The organism is Psychrobacter sp. PSP (assembly GCF_024085615.1).
Lineage (GTDB): Bacteria > Pseudomonadota > Gammaproteobacteria > Pseudomonadales > Moraxellaceae > Psychrobacter > Psychrobacter pacificensis.
The window spans coordinates 1-19,885 of record NZ_JABLTF010000011.1; the positions used below are offsets into that span (position 1 = coordinate 1).

18 protein-coding genes are annotated in these 19,885 nt (G+C 42.0%); 1 reads left to right on the top strand and 17 read right to left on the bottom strand.

The window, feature by feature from the left end; translation table 11 throughout:
- Positions 1-198 (top strand): IS30 family transposase (locus HL061_RS02725; protein WP_252962484.1); only part of this gene is annotated, 198 nt, incomplete at its 5' end.
- Positions 199-784: 586 nt separating this feature from the next.
- On the opposite strand, the gene HL061_RS02730 is transcribed toward HL061_RS02725, so the two are convergent.
- The 17 genes from HL061_RS02730 to HL061_RS02810 form a co-directional block, all read right to left on the bottom strand.
- Positions 785-2,908 carry a DUF3987 domain-containing protein gene (locus HL061_RS02730; protein ID WP_252962485.1) on the bottom strand — a complete coding sequence of 708 codons (2,124 nt, stop codon included), beginning with the start codon at positions 2,906-2,908 and terminating at the stop codon, positions 785-787.
- A gap of 106 nt (positions 2,909-3,014) precedes the next feature.
- Positions 3,015-3,245 carry a hypothetical protein gene (locus HL061_RS02735; RefSeq protein WP_252962486.1) on the bottom strand — a complete coding sequence of 77 codons (231 nt, stop codon included), beginning with the start codon at positions 3,243-3,245 and terminating at the stop codon, positions 3,015-3,017.
- Positions 3,246-3,249: 4 nt separating this feature from the next.
- Positions 3,250-3,822 (bottom strand): hypothetical protein, encoded by a 573-nt coding sequence (locus HL061_RS02740; protein ID WP_252962487.1) that lies wholly within the window; start codon positions 3,820-3,822, stop codon positions 3,250-3,252.
- Entirely contained in the window at positions 3,815-4,420 is a 606-nt protein-coding gene (locus HL061_RS02745; protein WP_252962488.1) for a hypothetical protein, read from the bottom strand. The genes HL061_RS02740 and HL061_RS02745 overlap by 8 nt, the downstream gene beginning before the upstream one ends.
- Positions 4,407-4,688, bottom strand: coding sequence for a hypothetical protein (locus tag HL061_RS02750; RefSeq protein WP_252962489.1), 282 nt, complete (start codon positions 4,686-4,688; stop codon positions 4,407-4,409). Before HL061_RS02750 ends, HL061_RS02745 begins: the two co-directional genes overlap by 14 nt.
- Positions 4,681-4,956 carry a hypothetical protein gene (locus HL061_RS02755; RefSeq protein ID WP_240365799.1) on the bottom strand — a complete coding sequence of 92 codons (276 nt, stop codon included), beginning with the start codon at positions 4,954-4,956 and terminating at the stop codon, positions 4,681-4,683. The genes HL061_RS02750 and HL061_RS02755 overlap by 8 nt, the downstream gene beginning before the upstream one ends.
- Complete coding sequence (locus tag HL061_RS02760) at positions 4,953-5,237, bottom strand: helix-turn-helix domain-containing protein (protein WP_240365798.1); 285 nt, start codon at positions 5,235-5,237, stop codon at positions 4,953-4,955. The genes HL061_RS02755 and HL061_RS02760 overlap by 4 nt, the downstream gene beginning before the upstream one ends.
- 2 nt (positions 5,238-5,239) lie before the next feature.
- Positions 5,240-5,470, bottom strand: coding sequence for a helix-turn-helix domain-containing protein (locus tag HL061_RS02765; protein WP_240365797.1), 231 nt, complete (start codon positions 5,468-5,470; stop codon positions 5,240-5,242).
- Positions 5,471-5,668: 198 nt separating this feature from the next.
- Complete coding sequence (locus HL061_RS02770; RefSeq protein ID WP_240365796.1) at positions 5,669-6,223, bottom strand: hypothetical protein; 555 nt, start codon at positions 6,221-6,223, stop codon at positions 5,669-5,671.
- Positions 6,224-6,371: 148 nt separating this feature from the next.
- On the bottom strand, positions 6,372-8,348 hold the full coding sequence (locus HL061_RS02775; protein WP_252962490.1) for a hypothetical protein: 1,977 nt from the start codon (positions 8,346-8,348) through the stop codon (positions 6,372-6,374).
- A gap of 396 nt (positions 8,349-8,744) precedes the next feature.
- The gene (locus tag HL061_RS02780; RefSeq protein WP_252962491.1) at positions 8,745-9,590 is read right to left on the bottom strand and encodes a hypothetical protein; all 846 of its coding nucleotides are present in this window, start codon (positions 9,588-9,590) and stop codon (positions 8,745-8,747) included.
- On the bottom strand, positions 9,583-11,745 hold the full coding sequence (locus tag HL061_RS02785) for a hypothetical protein (RefSeq protein ID WP_156770956.1): 2,163 nt from the start codon (positions 11,743-11,745) through the stop codon (positions 9,583-9,585). Before HL061_RS02785 ends, HL061_RS02780 begins: the two co-directional genes overlap by 8 nt.
- Positions 11,746-11,906: 161 nt before the next feature.
- Entirely contained in the window at positions 11,907-12,467 is a 561-nt protein-coding gene (locus tag HL061_RS02790; protein WP_071001753.1) for a hypothetical protein, read from the bottom strand.
- Between the two features lie 233 nt (positions 12,468-12,700).
- Positions 12,701-14,326: a long-chain-fatty-acid--CoA ligase gene (locus HL061_RS02795; protein ID WP_071001754.1), complete on the bottom strand. Its 1,626-nt coding sequence runs from the start codon at positions 14,324-14,326 to the stop codon at positions 12,701-12,703.
- Positions 14,327-14,524: 198 nt separating this feature from the next.
- On the bottom strand, positions 14,525-16,492 hold the full coding sequence (locus HL061_RS02800) for an alkyl sulfatase dimerization domain-containing protein (RefSeq protein ID WP_071001755.1): 1,968 nt from the start codon (positions 16,490-16,492) through the stop codon (positions 14,525-14,527).
- On the bottom strand, positions 16,492-18,252 hold the full coding sequence (locus HL061_RS02805) for a GMC oxidoreductase (RefSeq protein ID WP_071001756.1): 1,761 nt from the start codon (positions 18,250-18,252) through the stop codon (positions 16,492-16,494). The genes HL061_RS02800 and HL061_RS02805 overlap by 1 nt, the downstream gene beginning before the upstream one ends.
- Before the next feature lie 109 nt (positions 18,253-18,361).
- Positions 18,362-19,795: a coniferyl aldehyde dehydrogenase gene (locus HL061_RS02810; protein WP_252962492.1), complete on the bottom strand. Its 1,434-nt coding sequence runs from the start codon at positions 19,793-19,795 to the stop codon at positions 18,362-18,364.
- Positions 19,796-19,885: the final 90 nt, after the last annotated feature.

Genomic DNA, 19,885 nt, shown 5'->3' on the forward strand with positions numbered 1-19,885 from the left:
GCCGATGCTTATGCGTCATGGCAGCGAGGAACCAACGAGAATACCAATGGCCTTATCAGAGAGTACTTGCCTAAGGGTTGTGACTTTAGACAAGTCTCTGATAATGAAATACAGGACATTGAGAACAAACTAAACAACAGACCAAGAAAACGATTAGGGTTTAAAACGCCTATGCAGGCGTTCTATAATATTAATTAGCGTTGCACTTGGTGTGTTAATCTAAGGGTTCTAACGTGTCCGAAAACTAGCCTTTGCATGAGATAGGCTCAAAACTGGGCGCATCTAAAACCTTAGGGTTTCCTTAGGTTGTTGAGCATTATAAAAAGGGCTTGGTATTGATCGCCTAACGTGTCCGAAAACCTAGATAAACCTTAACATTTATTAACATGCTGGCAGTCGGAAAACTGATTTGTCACAGATATTTGAGCCATTGGCGCGGGCTGTCATGGGTAGATGGTCGGATTTGAAATCTAAGCAAGGGTGTATCTTTACACTATAAAAAAGGCAGACGCTAAACGCCTGCCAATATAGTTTTATACCTGTAAAAAGTCGCTAAAGTTGCTAAAGTTCCCGTAAGCCTTATCAGCTATAGCCTGTAGCTTAGATTGCACCTGCTAAGGTGCTGCTAAAGTTGCTATAGTTCCGCTAAAGTTAGCCATTCTTAGCTAAAGTTTAGCAAGTTTAGCAATGCTTAGCAGCGCCCTACCTAAAGTTAAGCCCTTGACTGGCAAGGGCTAGATGAAGTTTAGCAAGTTTAGCAGCTTTTTAGGGTAGCTAAGGTTAGCTATTCATCAATAATTAGCTTTGGATTAATTAAAACTAAGCGCCTGCGCCCGTCATTCTCTAACCTAATATGCCCCATGCTTTCGAGATCATCAAGCAAGCCGTTAAGCTTCTTACCTCTTAGGGCATTGGGTGCATTCTGCGACACAAACGACTTATTCAAGATAGGCGGCTTCTTACCCCTCGCTTTATCCACTAGCCAGCTGCTTAGCTTCTCACTGTCGTTCTGCTCACCTGTAGGCGTTGCATCAAGGTAGCGTAGGCGCTCGCTGGTTGAGTATTCTACAAGCATAAAAGCGCGGGCAATATCATCAGTAGTGATCTCCTTGCGCCCCTCAAAGAATGCCATTAATGACGCTATACGGCTCGCATTCTCTGCCATACGTGAGGCATACGCTTTTAGATACTCTAATGCCTGCCCCTGTGCTTGGCGGTTCTCTATCGTCTGCATGTGCTTATAAAAGGTCTGCTCTGCACCCTCTGCCCATTGCATTTTTATGCGCTGTGGTGTGCCTGTGCTGTCGTTTGGTAGATGGGCTGGCAATGGGTCAAGTAAGCTCTGACAGCGTGACCAGTAGGCGATTAAATCAGGATTATCATACGGGCTGTCATTCCTGCGCTTTTCATCGTCCCATACTCGATGACCGCGCAAGTCCTCAGGGCAAGCAATCAAGGCACGGGCTAAAAAGCCTTGCCCATTCATTAAAGGATCAGTTAGTGCCTTCTCTAATATAATGCGTTGCCCCTGTAGTAATAGAGTCATACGCACGTTATGGGCATCTGTTTGCGGTGTGGCATAGGCGGACTTTTGCGATCTTAACCTTGATACTTCACCATCACTATATAGCTTAGTGATTGCAGATAGGGCACTGCCTGCGGTGTCACCCGTCATAGTATGACCGTTAAAGTATTGACCTGCTTCATCAGTGGATAGACTAGCGTTGCTCATTTCTCCAGCGACAAACCTATCTAGTATTGGCTCAATGGTTGCATCGTCAAACATAGTCTTAGGATTGTAGGGCTTTGGGTTGTCATCTAAAAACTCTGATAACTCCTTGCCCTTCAAACTAGCCTTGTCACTTTCCCATGCTGCCACATCGTCTAAGTAGCTGGCATATTGTTGGCGCTCATACTCTTTGATCTTGAAGTGAGTTAAACCCATTGCTTGCGTTTTGCCGCTACCGCTTTCGCCCTCTGTGATTAGAATAAGACTGGCGGGCATGTGACCGTGCCCCATCGGTGCATCAATGAAGCGTTGCCCCATGTGTGCCAGTGCGCCTAAAACGCATTGCCCTGCCATGGCAAGCGGTACTTGTGCATAATATGCCACTAACTCAATAACCCGTCTTAGCAGTCCTGTGAATGCGTTAATAGGGTATGGTGTCGGCTTGCTTGGATCATTGGCTAAGGGTTCAGGCTCGCCCCATATCTCAGCTTGTAGATCGAGTATGGTTGTATCATCAAGGGTTAATATCTCTCTATAGCTAAGCTCGCCATATTCTAAATGCTCTAAGAGAGTTCTAGCGCCAGTAATAACCCCTTTGACGTTTGCACCTTTAAACGGGTGACACGCTTTGTCTTTCTCGTCTAAGGTGGTAAAGATAGTCACGGGATAGGCTTCGGCAAAATGGCTGACAATGCCATTAAATAGCAGCTTATCAAGGCTCACCAGTAGCGTGACGTTATCCGCCATAAGATAATAAGCAAGCGTGACAGCATCATTTAAGTTATCAATCGCTATAATCTCTTTGCTACTGTCTAACGTACCAATGATGAAAGCTGACGGCTGCATACGATCAATGATAATCGGCTTTTGAGTGCTGTTAGGTGTGACACTGGCAAGCGTGACGGGTTGATCTTGATTGTTGTTTAATACTAGCCCTATCGTGTTCTCTGTCAGCTCTCTCTTACCTGTATCAATGCCTGTGGTTATGGTAATATCACTATCAAGGTGCAATAGCCTGTCTTGTATGCCTAACTGCTCACATAGGTTATAAAGATTAAGCAATATATTGTCATCTGCCAGCCCTTGCCGTGTGGCTGCATTAAAACGACCTATCATGTCTAAGCCTGCGCTCAATGCGCGGGCTTTTTCATGGGTGTTTGTTTGTAGTGTGGTGGTCATCTAGCCCCCCTTGCCTGCGTGTGGTTCGGCTGGCGCGTGGCTCTGTACTTCTTGTAGTAGCTTTTGCGCTTAGCGTGCTTACGGCTTTGCTTCGGTGGGTAAGTCTTCATAAACCCTCCTTTTCAGCAATTAGGCCAGCCAGCTCATCTTCAGAATAATGCTGAAAGTCTTGTGCTAAATATTGCCCTATGTCTGCAAGTTTTTGCGCTTTGTGAATATCACCACTTCTAAGATCATCTTTGATAGTAGTGAATAAAGCATCGAACCAATCTAAGTGGGTTTGTTCGCCCATTTTGCTATCGATATATTCTTGTCTTAACTGATTGATAGTTTTCATAGTCTTAACCCTCTACCTTGCCAAAACCAGTTTGTTCTAATGGCTTGTTGAGCGCATCAAGTCGGTAGTTAAGAATGCTATACCATCTATCGGTAGTGTCGTGTACAAGGCGCGCCATTGACTTAACTTGATTAGAGGAGATGTTCTCGTTGTAAATTAAGTAGAGTAGCTGACCAATATCGTGCATGACCTCAGCAGCGCCAGAAACGTCACAAGCGGTATCGGACAACATGCAAGACGACATTAAGATAACTTCGTTATCGTCTGCATCGGTGCAATCTATTGTTTTTATGCTGTGCTGGCTGCCATACAGCGCGTTAATGGCTTGGCGGTTGGCTGGCGTGTCATGGAATAATGACGGGGCGGCATCATTGCGGCTTACTTTGCCGTCATTGCGGTAATGGTATGTTTTGCCGTTGGTGGTAAAGCCTAAACAGCCGTATTCTTTATCATTGAATAGCTGATAAGTGCCATTGCCTACAGATGGGCATAGAACGCTGTCACCTGCCTTGAATGTGGCTGGTGTGCTGTTAGTAGGGGTTTGAGTGTTTGAGGTCGTACGGATTGAATTAGGCATGATTATGCCCTCCTATTAGATTAGTTAGTTTGTTGTCACCCATAAAAATAGGGTGACGGGTCTTAACTACCGCTAATAGACGGTTGAGCTTATTTACCGTAAAGGCTTTTGTATTAGGCTCTATCAACCCGTCATAGATGTTCGCACCAGTGACGGCGCTAAATATATGACGTGCCTGTATAAAGACAGACGTATTTTTATTCATGCCCGTAGTAGCTTGCTGATTAGTAGTCAGGCAAGTTTTAGGCACAAAAATAGCCAATGAATGACGGCTTGGCTTAACCGCTATTAGTTTAGTAGTGTGGTTATGATAACCGCTGTTATCATCAGTTGCAACGGCTTGTTTCATAAAAAAATGGGTAATCGCCCCTGTTACATCCTTTTTTTTATGACTCAATCTGCGTCGATATTTAGCGAGTTTTTCTGATTTAGCGGACATATTCATAACACTGCCATTAACACTCGAATTCCTGTCATTTAGGCTCAAATTTTGGCTATTTACACTCAAATTCGTATGATAAAGGCTCAAATTCGTGCCATTCTGGCTATCGTACTCCACGTCACAGAATGTTAGGTCGTTTTTGTTATCTTTGCTCATCTCTTACCCCTTCCACGTTGAACGCTATTTCTGCTATGCGTTTGGATAGCCCTTTGAGTGAGTCCACTTGTCTGCTACCTGTAGGTAGTGAACCGCGTAGAGCTAGCATTTTATTTTCTACTTCTACCATCTTAGTCAGACTATTAATGGCGGTCACATTGGCATGTAAAGTAATGATTAACTGATCTATAAATTCATCAGCTATCATCAAAAATCCTTCACCTTTTAACCTGTCCATAACTTCATTCACTAGGTCGTTATCACTCATGGTCTGTTACCTCCAGCTCAGGCAGTAAGATAAGCCCGTCCATCTGCTCGCTTAGAATGGTTGCCAGTTCACTGTTAGCGAGTAAGGCAGCCCGTATAGCGACTATTACGCCACGGCTTGCATCATCATCGGTGCTGATCGCGCTAAGTGCCATTGATAGGCTCTCAGCATCATTTGATAGGTCTTGTATGCGGTCATTAATGACAGACAAGTAATAGCTATCCACTGCTACTAGGCGCGGTTCTAATACATCGTTTGACTGGCTCATGGGTTCACCTCGCTGTTAGATAGTTCGCTTTCAAGTAATGTCTGTTCATCAAGCCAATAGACTGAAAAACGCTTGTCATTGTGCGTGACTATTTCGCTTTGAATAATTAGCCCTGCAGTTCTTAGATCATGAATGCGCTGCGCTAGGCATGTGATTTGATAAAGCCGGTAAGCATCCCAAGTAGTGATTGTTGCCCCTGTCATCAGGTGCGCTCTAACAGTGTCAATCTGTGTTTTAGGTGCTGGCTGGTTGGTCACTGGGGCGGTGGCTGTAGTAGTCATGATTAAGCCCCCTTGCTAGCTGAGTGTTGGCGTTCAAGCCATGCTAGTAGATCGGCGTTTCTAAATAATAGAATGCCGTTGATATCAATCGGTCTTGGGAACTTGTCAGCTTTCCACCATCGGCGAAGTGTCTGATGATGAACACCTACTAAGGATGCCGCTGTCTTAATGCGCGTCTGCCCTTGCGGATGTAACTGGGTTGAGCTTTGCGGATTGTTTGATACATTTAGCATATTGCTAACTCCTGTGTCATGCCGTTACTTGGCGTTGATTTGAGTTATCAGTATGCTAAAAGCTTAGCGGGCTGCCATCCTAGTTGGGGTGAGTTCGCATCCTAACTAGGGTGCCAGTTGATCGATTAGGAGAACATATAATTGAAAAAACCCACCGATTAGCGGGTGGGTTTTGGTTCTTAGGGTGCGGTTGATTCATTAGTAATCAATGCCGGCTATCGTTGCCATTTCATCAATACTCATATCTTCCCTAATTGCACACCGAAAGGCTTCGCCTATTTTGTCGTTACGATCTGCTATTTCTACGAGTATATTCAATCCAACAACACCTTGATTTTCTAAGTTTCTAGCTATCTGCTGCACATCAGCTTTCTTTGGTTTGTCCTCTTCAGTGTAGTAGCAATCTGTAAAGTCATGGCGGTAGGTACTTTCTGTAAGTATTTCGCTGTAAAAATCAATATCACTACCAGCTTCAAGTTTTTGATTATCTTGATAGGTAAGATATAGCTTAGTTATAACGCCGCTTATTACTACCAATGCCAAGCTAGTAGCAATACCAATAGCAAAAGACCTTCTAGTAATACCGCCTTTATTGTTAGGTACTATGCTGCCATCGAATAGGGCCCTAGGATCAAGAGTAGCAAAAAGTAAGTATTGAATTACTGCAAAGAAAATGAGCCATACACATGCACCGAACACCGCGGCCGGCAATTCATTGTAGGATGCAATATTGGCAAAAATACCACCTAACACAACTGCGAATCCAATAATCCATAGGACTTGAAATAGTCTTACTAAAAATGACTTCAATCTATTCTCCAGCGTAGTAGTTAAAATATAATGCCTGAAAAGCACTATAACCAAACTAAAGTGCTTTAAGCAATTTATATCTAACAAGTAATTAGAACGATGTTAACGGTGCATTATTGGCAATTTTCGTGCCTGCTACACTGTTATTAGCTTCTTGACCTGTCTTGGCACCTGCCGCCGCTGACAGTTTAGCTGCCATCTTTAGTAGATTATCCAATGCAACTTGTTTGTTTTCCGGTAGTTTGTTAGCTGCTAGCAGTAGGTTTTTGCCTGCGTTGGTGGTTAGTAGCGTTTTAGCTAGTGCTGCCATCCCTGCAATTTTTGCGGTTCCTATTGGATTGGACATAACACCACCAACCATAGCAATATCAGTCAGTCTTACTCCTGTTGGTGGATTTTCTTTGTACTGACCTGCTCGCTCGATATGACGCATGAGCTTAACAAGTCCGTCCATTTGTTTCTTATCATCGCCTTTAAATATATTGCTATACGGATCGCTCAATCGCTCAAACTCTTTTGCGAAGTTAGCAGGGCTAAAACTACCTGTGCTTTCATTCGTGGCTTTATTGATAGCCTCATCTGCCATAGCAAAGCGTAACGCTGCTTGTCCTTTTGGGTCTAATGCTTGATAGAAGTTGTTAGCTCTATCGCCTTGACCTGTTTTAATAAATGCTTTGTAAATCTCATCAGGCTTATTACTATCCATTGCATTGGCAATAGCCTTGTCCGCACGCTTCATAGCGTTTTTGTAGAACTTGTCTGCGCGTTGATATGCCTTCTTGATAGCCGTGTTGCCTGAGTTTAGTGCAAACTCTGCAATATCGTCATCAACTGCTTGGCGTAAATCCCCCATAGTTTTTGATGCCGCGCCTTTGCCGCTTATCCCTAGCTCACTTGAGAGACTACCAAGTCTTGATCGTAATTGACGCATATTGGCAAAATTTTTAGGTTTTGAAGTATCAGCAAGATTCCTTTGAATGTCTGTAAGCTCTCGAACAATAACATCATCAGGCGATAAGGATGCCGCTTGTTTATCAAGCGTTTTTGTTAGTGCTGACTGCGTATTGGTAGGCGTAACAATATCATTACCACTCGCTGCGACCGCTTCATCAACCTTGTCGTAAAGTTTTGATGCAATCTTGCTCTCACGGAATGCGCGAACCTCTGCGCTCGCCTGTAGTACGCGCCCTGTGTCGTCACCTGCTGTCTCAACGATGTTCAGCACACGCGCTGCGTTTCTATCACCTGCTGCGGCTGCTTGTCTGATAGTTGGCAATGCTTTGTAGTCTGTGTCAGCCATAACAGCTTTAAGTTTACCGGTGATTTTACGTGATGCAGCCTTCGCTTGACTGTGTTGCCCCTCTCTAAACTTGCCCATACCTACTATTGGTATGCGCTCGAGATGCGTTTCTGTGTTCTTAATAACGCCGCCACCCTTGATATCACCCACTGACGTTCTAACATCAAACTGCTTGCCGAGATCGTCAATTTCTTTGTAAGCTGGGGCAAGATTGCCACGTTTGGCGTTAACAGCCTTCGTTACACCCTTGCCTACTGCTCCAGCGACCTTTTCACCGACACCTTGCCCGATAGCGCCACCTGCTGCACCTACGCCCATATTTAACAACCTGTCGTCTGTGTTTTCTGCATATTGAGCTGCACCAACCGCTGCACCTCTCACACCCTGGTCGGCCATTCGAGCGCCGATCGTAGCACCTCGACCTGCCGCATAGATTGGCAATGTTGCTGCAATCTCAGCGCCGCCGCGCACCCAGTCACCGCCAGTGCGACCTGCAACCGAACGCGCACCGTCTGTGGCTAAATTTGCTTGCTGATACTGTTTGTTATACCGCTCTGCTGCGTTGGTATCAAGGTTTGTTCCAAGCACGCTATTAGCGACGCTGTTAGCCTTATCACCAAATTGCTTGTTCATTTGCCAAATACCAGAATAAGAATCTGCCAATCCCATTGCTGCGCTGGTTGCGTACGAGCTTAGCTTATCGCCTATTGAGGCGTTTGGGTTTGATTGACCTGCAACACGGCTGCCGGGTGCACGACTAGGGTTCAAATCAAATATCCCCATAACATCTTCAAGGGGTGTTTGCGACCCTGCCTCTTGATACCTTTCAATTGCTGTTTGCAGATTTTTACCTATATTGTCTTTGCGCTTTAGTAGCTTAATAGCGATTTGCTGGTCTCCAAGACCTTGCTCTCGGTACTTACTGAGCTATGCTGAAGAAACCGTAGAGGTAAACTTGGTAAACTAAGCGTATTAATCGGAGTTTACCATGACCAAGAAAGTAAGAACCTACAGTGACGAATTTAAAGCAGAAGCCGTTAAGAAGATAGCCTTAGATGTGTATAGCTCATGGTTGCAATCTCACTTTGGTCGGTGGATAAAAACTTTGATGCTAGCGCATCTAGGTCTTTTTTTCACCTTGCATTTGGTATTGCACTTCATGTGTTAATCTAAGATTAACTGTGATAAATGCGGTTTACTTTTATCTTTATTTTGTAGTTTTAGCTTCTTACAAATATCACTGATAATGGTTTCAAACGACTTCACATTTTCTTTTTTTAACTTTTTATCTTTTAGCGCGTATAAAAAGCAAAGTGTCATATCATCAGGTATGTACTCTACATAGCGCTGTAAGCTTGTAGCAGATACATCCTCTGAGGTATGACTTTGCGTATAAGAACAACCGTAATTGTCATCATCAATACTGAGCAAGATTAGCGCCAAACTCTCGCTGCTGACACCTGAATCTGGTAATTCATCAGTTGCTGGTAGCTGCAATTGATATATGTCACGTTCGCCTAGGAGCCATTGATACAGTGCTTTTAACACATCTATGTCATTCAATCCCCCATACATCACGCTACAGTAGAGCACTGACTCAATCAAATCATTGTTTGAGAACCTTCTTTTCCGTTGCCATATCTCAATTATTTGCTGGCTAGCAAGGCTTACTTGAGCACCACTTACCATCCAATCATAGGATATTGTTAAATGATCACGCTCTGCTATGACTGGCACAACTGGTTCATCCATACTCAGTTCATGAGCTTTGTTATAACTCCGTATGTATTCTAAAAATCCTTGTCTGGCTAAGTGATAGCTATGCGCAGTATCAAAATGCACCTCAAGTATGCTACCAATGGTTTGATAGTATTCAGTTAGGTCTGTTCCTGTGGGTATGTGATTGTCATCAACATAAGACGCTATCAAAACTTTCGCCTCATTTTTGATACTCTCATGACTTTTGCTTTTATTTTCTTCTCTTAACTGATGAGCAACGGCATTATCCATATATATTCACCTCAACTTGTCGTAGATTAAGCTCAACTGCAACTTTCTCTAAGTCAGCGGATAACGCTTTTAGCTCATTAATGGATAATGACGACATGGGATGCATAGCCTCCTGATCTGGATGTTCATGACCATATAGGGCGCAGATCAAATGCTCAGGAGACTTATTCGTTAGTAGTGAGCGTAATTGATGTCTAAGCCAATTATCTTGATGACTAAAAAAGTGTTTTATCTGATAGCGAACCTTACTAGGCGTAATACCGGTAAAGCCTTTTGGATTTTGGCTAAATAGCTGAATGAGTGGCTGACTAGAGTTCAAAATGTTATTTATAGGAAATTGATCATTGGGATATATAGAATTATGCATGACCGCAAATTGCTTGATATATTCAATATAATTTTGAATCGCTATGATTAAGAAATCACTAAGAGGAATAAGCCTTCCCTGCCCTTGTCCCTGACGTTCTTCTTTATCCGATACCCATAACAGCCGCTGCCTAAAGTCAAACTGATTTAAAAGCCCAGGTGCGTGCTTTACGGGTCTAATCCCAGTCTGAATAAAGATGATATGCCATAGCCAGATACCATAAGCATTGAACTGCTCAATATAACGGTCCTGCCTTATGCTTACGTTCCGCTTTAATCGACCGTTATAACTCTCAGTTGCTTCAGCAAGCTCATCAAAAAATCTTTGGCAGATATCAATATTTAAAGTCATGTCACTACCAATATATTTTTTATAACGATTGCTTTTCGTGCTAGACATACTAAGCTGTCGCAGCTCACCTTGGCTGTCCGCAGTACAGTATTCGGTCAATAGTTGTATGGCGCTGTAGTAAGTCTTCTCTAAGCTTATTGTCTCAATACTGGTGTAGTACAAGGGCGAGCTGTGTTTCACATCAACTCCAGTAATCATGTCGGCATGTAATGACTCTTGCAGCTCATTCTTTATAACTGTATATAAACAAGCGTCAATATGCTGATTTGATAACACCGGTAGCTCTAGTTGCACTTTCAAGCTTGCCAGCACTTCAGACACTTCATCGCCATCCACCGAAAACTTATTTTCAATAACTGCTTGTAGCCTCGCTGGCAGAGGTAATTTAAATTCATTATCATGGCTTTGACGATGTGGCAATAAGTGGCTTCTACGATTTGAAGTTACGTTAATAGTATTACTCATAGCATAACTATCAGCAGCCGAACCGCTCTCATGACTCAACCACTTGCGCTGACTTTTATCCAACGCCAGCTCATAAATCACGTCTTGGACCTTCCGACCACTTAGCATTGATAGTAATATAACGGCATAAACCCGACGCTGTTTATAGCTGACAACGCCAAAAATCTGCCACACCCGAGCAAATAACATCTGATAGCTCAGTAGACTTAGCTGACGTAAATTAGTAGGAAAATAAAACTGGTTACGGCGGGCATGTCGATAGTTGTTTTTTAGCTTCCATTGCTGTAATTCTGAGGATTTAGCGGTTGTCCTGGAAGGCTTAAAGTCATTGTCTAGAAGCGCAGGCGGGTCATCATCAGCAGTATTTTCAGCGTCCGCCACGTTATCATTTTTATGGGGTTTGCCGAATACTGTTGCTCTTAATGGTTCATCAGTACAATCAAGGTATCGCTTATTAGTGTGTTCTTTGCTAAATTTATTGTTTTGTGAGTTGGTATAGGTTTTACCCACAAACGCTTTATTATCTGCAATCACTTCATAGGCAAGTCTTATTTGACCAATTTTACCCGCCAACTTTTGATTAACCACTTTGCCTGACTCTTCATCACTTCTTATCTTAGCTTCATATACGCGTAATGCTTCTAGTGCATTCTTCAGTGAAGCACGTTGAGCATGGATATCAAACAGTTTTTTAACAATCTCAGACTGTGGGTTATTGTCCTTTAACCCCATCCTTAGACGCACACTTAGCTGACTGACTTTGGCAGAGTGCTCATCCTTACGTATAGCAATCATTATAATTATCTGCAGATATGCACTCATAAACTGCCATGCTTCATCATCCCTACGTGCTTGGCCATACATCTGGTAAAACAAGACCAGCATATAAGTGACTGCCCAAGCCTCGATCTTTTTCTCTTTGACGACTTCCCTGGCAATAGCTTCACATTCAGACGATGCAAATACTGGCATATCTATGTTGGCCTGCTTACCAATATGTAGGCAGAAGCCTGGATTAATATAAAGAGTATTAATAATCAAGGTTTGTACTTTTATACAGTACGGTGAATCAAGTGGCACTAGATGATCTAAAACCCTCTGTAATTCGCTGTTATCAAACTGCTTTATATTCATTAGGGTGCACCACTCAACCAGCTCATACTTTGAGGAATACCTAGAACACGCTCTTCTAGTGCAAACTTACATTGGCGATATTCATAACTACTCTGGCTAATACCTGCAAAATGGCAATACTCCCTTACAGTCAGTTGCCTAACCCCCATAAGCTGACATATTACACTTTGAGGTGCAGTGCTTTTAAGCGCTTTAAACAAATCAGGATGATGAATGCCTTTCAAGAACATCAAGTCTATGACCTCCATCCATGCGAGCTGCTGAACGTCTTTAATACTTTCAGGGATTATCAAGCATGGATAATCCCTATTATTCTCGAACCTTAAGACCTGATCGACTCTTTGGAAATCATTAAAGAAATAGAAAGTACCGCTTCCTCCATCAACCAAGCGCAGTGGTGGACGGTAGAAGTTATCCAAAAACTTCGTATTGATATAAGTCGTTTTAGGTCTCAATCTCTGCCAAACACATAACGCGGCTCTAGCATACGGATGTACATACAAATCATCCTTACTAGGATTGGCAAGCTTTTGCCCAACCTTAAGTTTATTATTTTTCATCTTTTTTACAAAAATAGTGAATATAATTCATGTTATCTAATGAACACTTAGGTGTCAAACGCTTTATTATTGCGGTCTTAATATCATAAAATAATTAGTATTATTAAGTAGTTAGTATTATTTTAGGCATAAAAAAACCTCTTGAAACTATAAAGAATATAGCTTTAAGAGGTTGTTGATTTTTATACTTTTATTAGCTGAGAAGGTTAAACTTGGAGTTTCATGCCTCTTAGCTATTCAAATAAAATTCGACTATACTTCTCACGTAAATCCTTTTTTACCATTTTTCCAGTACCGCTAATTGGAATTTCATCAACAAAGATAACCTTGTCAGGTATCTGCCATTTAGCAATTTTTCCCTGATAAACCTGCAGAACGCATTCTTCTGTAGCTTGATTCTCGCTATGTTTTTTTACAATTAAAACTGGGCGTTCATCCCATTTCGGATGCACAGCAGCAATTACAGCTGCCATCGCAACTCCTGGATGTTCTAATGCAATATTTTCAAGTTCAGCAGATGAAATCCACTCACCTCCTGATTTGATTAAGTCTTTGGCACGATCACTTAAACTGAGATAACCATCACTATCGATTGAAGCGATATCGCCTGTATCAAACCAACCGTCTTCAGTTAGTAAGGCCATATCTTTGTTATAATAATGCTCAATAATCCAATGTCCTTTAATCTGTAGGTGTCCTGTCTGTCGTCCATCCTCAGCTAAACGATTAGTTCCATTTTCTTCGTCTGTAATACGGATAGAAACACCAAAAGGTGGGCGCCCTTGAGATAAACGGATCTTAAGCTGTTCATCTTCAGACAATTCACCATGCTTTGCCTTCAACTGATTAATCGTACCTAGCGGACTTGTTTCAGTCATTCCCCATGCATGAATAGTGTCACAAGCATAGCGATCCTTAAATTCTGAAATAATTGATGGTGGACAAGAAGAACCACCCACGACAGTTCTTGTTAAACTCTTAAGCTTGGTAGCTGAAGTTCGAGCATATGTTAAAAGCCCTTGCCAAATCGTTGGTACACCCAAAGCCATAGTAATGTCATAACGATCAATGAGTTCAACTAAGCTTTTGCCATCTAAATCTGGCCCTGGTAGTACTAAGCTACATCCAACCATTGCAGATGCATAGGGAATACCCCATGCATTTACATGGAACATCGGAACTACGGGAAGGACAATTTCGCGTGAAGATAAACTAATAGTATCAGGGAAGCAGGTTACAAAACTATGTAGAACCGTTGATCGATGTGAATATAAAATTCCTTTTGGGTTCCCTGTAGTTCCAGAGGTATAACATAATGAACTTGCTGTATTTTCATCAAACTCAGGCCACTCAAAACTTGCTTTTTGTGCTGCAACTAACTCATCATAGAATTTTACGCCTGGCAAAACCTTAGTGATCTCAGGATCTGCTTCGCTCATACAAACAAAGTGTTGGACGTTTGGAATCTCTTCTTGGATAGATGCAATTAAAGCCACAAATGTCTTATCAAACATTAAAACCTTATCATTCGCGTCATTAATAATATACGTCAATTGCTCAGGAAATAGGCGTGGGTTAATAGTATGACATATCATACCTGAGCCAGAAATTGCATACCAAGATTCTAGATGACGATGGTTGTTCCATGCTATTGTAGCTACTCTATCATTCGGTTGTAGGTTTAGACTTTTTAATGCATTTGCATACCTTTTTGCATTTTTAGAAATTTCTAGCCATGTGGTTTCAACGATGTGACCATCCACCTCTTTAGAAAAAATCTTTGTATCGCCATGGTAGTGTGCAGCATGTTCAATTAAACTGCTAATCAGCAGCGGTTTAAACATCATATTTCCTAACATATAAAATATCCTTATTTCAAATAACAATCAGCCATTTGATATTATCTGCTGTAATAAAGTGCTTCGCTCAATACTACAAAGCAGTTTAAAAAACAGCTATGAACATACCCATGAAAAGCTGATAAATATCACTTTACGAAAACCATTACTATGAACTATCTAAATTTTATTAGTGAACTTAAGTTATTTTTCACCTTATTAAGGTGTTGCCAGATTAAACCCATACTCAAAGTCATCTAGCATAGAGAAAAACTGCTGAACCAATTTTAAATCACCTTGGTGCTGTACTTTCCCCTGTGCCACTAACGTCTCAAAAGAGGCTGTTTTTATTAACAATTTATTAAAATCTTCACGATTTAAAGTGAGAGTCAAATCAGCATCAGGTGCTTGAGTATTAGCCATCACATTTAAATGTGAATTCTTTAATTCTAAGGCGATCTTTTCATTGCGATCTGGCAGTACAAAGTTGATTTTAAACGCTTGGTCTAGCGCACGCTCAGCATTTAAGCGCACACCCATGTAGTCAAATACCAACTCTGTATCCATCGCTATTACGAGGTCTGGACCAACTTGAGTCGTTTTGACCTCTTTAGGCACACCATGACGTAATTCATAAGCTGCCGATAGATAAGCATTTCGCCATCCTGCACTTTCAGCCTGATAGCCTAGTTGTTCCAAAGTGTCTGCTTGTAAGGATTTTGCTTTTATGTTGTCAGGCTCTGCAAATACTAAATGATTCATCAGTTCTGCAACCCAGCGATACTCACCACGGTCAAAAGCCACTTTCGCTTTTCTTAATAACGCTTCACCACCACCCGCCAAAGCCACATAGTTCTTACCTGCCTCTTCTGGACTGAGTTTGTTTAGGGTAGCTGGATTACCGTCGTAATAACCTATATATTTATTGACTACACCTCGCACATTATGACTGACTGAACCGTGATAACCGCGGTTATACCACTCTTGGTCCAAAGCTTTAGGCATCTTAAATTCGTTATGAATTTCGTTAATTGTTACCCCACTATTTGCTAAATGTAGGCTCTGATCATGCAAATAACCATACATGTCACGTTGCTTTTCCATGTACTTCACAATATTTTCTTTACCCCAACGCGGCCAATGATGGGAAGCCATTAACACATCCGCCTTCACCCCAAATTTTTGTAATGCAACGTTGATGCTTTTACTCCACATAGAGGCATCCCGAGCTGCTGCGCCACGTATGGTGTACAAGTTATGCATACCTGCGACGGTGTTTTCTGCCATCCATAAGGTTTTAAACTGAGGGAACCATGTATTCATCTCTGATGGGGACTCTGTATTTGGTGTATTTTGGAACACCATTTCTACACCATCAATATTTAAAGTTTCTTGATCTTTTTCTACGATATAAGTTGGCGCAATCAAACCCACCAAACCAGTAGGCACTCCTTTACCTAAAGCTGCATCCACCACGCCATATTGATTTTTAGGTATCATGATGCCGTATTGATATGAGCCACGCCGCGCCATAGCATTGCCTGCAAGTACACTTTCCTTAACGACATGCTCCATAAAATCACGTGGTGCAATGACTTGCACCTCGCCTTTATCTACCTGATTTTTGCTGATAATGCCTTCCACTCCACCAAAATGATCCACATGAGCATGACTATAAACGACGGCTTTAATTGGCCGATCTCCTAAATGCTTGGTCACCAAAGCATGTGCGGCTTTTGCTGTTTCTGGAACGGTTAGTGGGTCAAAAACAATCCAACCTGTATCACCTTGAATGTATGTAATATTGGTCAGGTCAAAACCACGAACTTGATAAATTCGATCGGTTACCTTGAAGAGACCATAGTTCATATTGAGCTTGGCTTGACGTTGTAGACTTGGATTGATTGAAGCCATGAACTTACCTTGATCCAAAAAATCAAATTGCGCTAGATCCCAGACAACCTCTCCTTTTGCGTTTTTTATTTGCTTCGACTCAGGCTTTGCAATTAGTCCTTTAGCAGCAAATTCAAAATCCTGTTTGTCATTAAATGGCAATTGTGATAATACGGCATAGTTTTGCTGCATAGTAAATTTACTTGCAGGTTTACTACTCAAACTATCGTCTGCTTGTGCAGCCCCTATTATTAATGTGCCCGAAATTGCGGCTACTAAAATTTTCTTAATCATTATACGAACTCCTTTTCTTTTACTCGGTTTAAGTCACTTGCTAAATCTCCTATCCCTTTGATATGAGAGGTTTGTCCTACAAGCGGTTCACTGAATTGAATACGTTTAACCTTAGAAGCTTTTTCTTCCGAAAACACAGGAATCTGACTCATGGCAAACTCTGAGAGGGCGGTAATGGTCAAAGATGGGTTAACTCCTAGGTTTCCTGGAATGATCGATCCATCGAGCACTCGCAAATTTTTATAACCGAAAACCTCCCCTGAAAAATCTACGACACCATTGGAAGCGTCGGTTCCCATTGAAACCCCACTCATGATGTGCGCTGTCGTTGGTGTTCCTAGTAGGACTTCACTCAATGACGATCCTGGTTCCCCGCCTAGTTTTTCAGCATATAATCGAGTTGCTTTTTCAGCTGATGGAAAAGAGACTGTCAACGGGGTGTCATTGGCTTTTTGTACAGCAGTAATGCCATTTTTAAAAAAGCGATACCATTTGCGTCGCCACTCTAAATGAATAAAAGCCTCAGATTTTTGCATCACCAAAAACAAAATAGAACTACGAGCTTTGCCTTTTGGACGCAGCATTCTGCCAGTCTTTAACGGATGAATTAAACTATTAATCAAGAACTTCACAATCCTTATAAACCTAGGTCCTGTGACCATCGGCACGTAAGGCACATATAGCCAAGTACCATCTGAGCCTTCTCGGAATCGATTGACTTCCATATTGGTATTTTCATCGACAGATATAAATGAGCTAATAGCGACTCCATCGTCCACTTTTTCACGGGTGTCATTGGCAGTGGTTAAGGTTTCAGAGTTAGTGCGAATCTCCTGTCCTAATTCGGATGAGATGTTTGGCAGCGTTTTATATTTATCCCGCATTTTGAGTAACAACGGCACTGTGCCCATGACGCCGCCAGATACCACAACCCCTCGGCTACGTAATTTATACTGGCGCACTTTTTTACCAAGCGTTTCTTTCACAATAAGCTCATAGCCATCACTACCATCGTAATTTAACGGAATGATTTTGACGACTTCAGAACTAGGGCGTATCTCAACGCCATTACGCTCGGCAAAATACAAATAATTCTTCATTAAGGTATTTTTAGAGTTATATCGACAGCCAATAATGCAGTTGCCACAATACTGACAGGTTCGACGATCTGGACCGTCGCCATTGAAATAAGGGTCTTTTACAATCTTGCCTCTCTCACCGTCTGGTAGCGGGAAGAATACTCCAGTGTTGACCGTTTTGTAGCTGTCACCGTACCCCATCTCTTGGCCGACTTGTTGTAAGGTATCATCAGCGATGTTGGTATAGGTATTTTTGGCAGTGCCAAGCATCCGCTGTGCTAAGCCATAATATGGTAACAGCGTCTCTTTCCAATCGCTACGCAGCCGCGTCCAAGCCTTAGACTTAAAGACTTCATCATCAGGGATAAGATGTACATTGGCATATATCTGCGATCCACCGCCAACGCCTACACCATGCACGACAGTGACTTTGTTGGTAAAACTCATCTGCAAGGTACCTTGCATACCTAATTCAGGTACCCATAGGTAGTTTTTGGTATCTAAGTTGGTTTTGGGAAAATCCTGATCTTCTCGGCGCAATCCTTTTTCAAGGACTAACACGCTATTACCTTTTTCACTTAGGCGTAATGCACTGACAGAACCGCCGAACCCTGAACCAATAATGATTTGATCAAAATCAAAATGTGGCTCTGACTGTGGTTTAACATCCTTATTTAACATGCTATTAACTCCTTTAATAGTTTGCGTTTTGTCACTTAGTTGATACAGATAGTTTTTCGATAATTTAAAGATTGAAGTGTAGGATTGTATTTGAGTATGGCTCTCTACACTAAGATTTGGCATGGGTCAAAAACTTCAGAACTCGATCGGCAAGGTTACCGTAGGGCGGTGCCAAAAACTTTAAGCTTGAAAAGCTAGCTTGATAAAATACAGGTCGCATCTTTGAGAAGTTTAAAAATCCTTCGTAACCGTGATAATGGCCCATACCGCTAGCGCCAACTCCGCCAAACGGCAAGTCATGTTGACCGACATGAAATAAAGCATCATTTACCGATACGCCGCCAGACATCACGTTATTGATATAAAAGTTAACTAGAGCTTTATCTTGGCTAAACGGATAAAAGGCTAACGGACGATCGCGCTGAGCGATGTAAGTGACGACCTCTTCAGGCTGAAGATAAGTCTTAACCATCAGAATCGGACCAAAGGTCTCTCTAGTATCAATTTCCATCTCATCAGTACTATCAAAAATCAAAGTCAGTGGAAATTTACGCGCTGAGCTATCTGCTTGTTGATTATTTAAGTTGATGACTGTAGCGCCCTTATTTTCTGCTTCCTCCACACAGTGGCACAAACGCTGAAAGGCGCGATCATCAATAATTGAGGTATAGTCTTTATGATGAATATCAGGGACATGCTTTCCTACCCACTCACTAGCCGCTTGGATAAAGTGATCTTTTTGTGACTTATGTACAAATAAATAATCGATAGTGGTACAGATTTGCCCAGCATTGAATTGTTTGACGAACATGAGGCGCTCAACTGCTTTTGTCAAAGGATAATTGGGATCAATGACCGCAGGTGATTTACCGCCTAGCTCTAAAGTGACTGCTGTTAAATTCTCTGCCGCCGCTGCCATAACCTTTTTGCCTGTAGCGCCAGAACCGGTAAATATAAGATGATCAAAAGGTAGCTTAGAGAAAGCAACACCTACCCCGCCCGTTTCGTCAAAAATCTGTAGTTTTTCAGGTTCGAAATACTGCGGAATCAGTTGAATCAATAAAGCAGCTAAGTGACGCGAGTTCTCCGATAGTTTGACCATTGCTTTATTGCCAGCAGCAAAAACGGCTGAAAGCTGAGAAAATAGTAAATTAATAGGAAAATTCCATGGCACTATTAAGCCAACAACGCCTAAAGGTTGCGGGATCAGGCGATTTTTTGCACCAAAGTACATGCTCAAGTCCACTTTGCGCTTTTGTACCTTGGTCCATTTTTTTAAATGTTTAATACTGCTATTAATGTCATCTGTTGCCGTAATAATTTCAGCTAGCAAAGTCTCATGTCTTGAACGATTACCATAGTCCTGATTGACGGCTTCAATTAATGCTTCACGGTGATCATTAATAATTGCCTTTAAACTTAATAAATGCGCTTTTCTGACTGCAATGCTTTCGATACCTTCTATAGTTGCACAGTTCTTTTGCTGTTGTAGGCAATCGTGTAATTGACTTTCTAGGTCAATAGAATCGAAGTTGGCTTTCATAAAAACTTCCTTTTACAGCCGGTATGAGGTTGATTCAATGAGGTTTTAATGGATAAGTTGAATCTTTATTCATTTACTGTAGCAAAACCT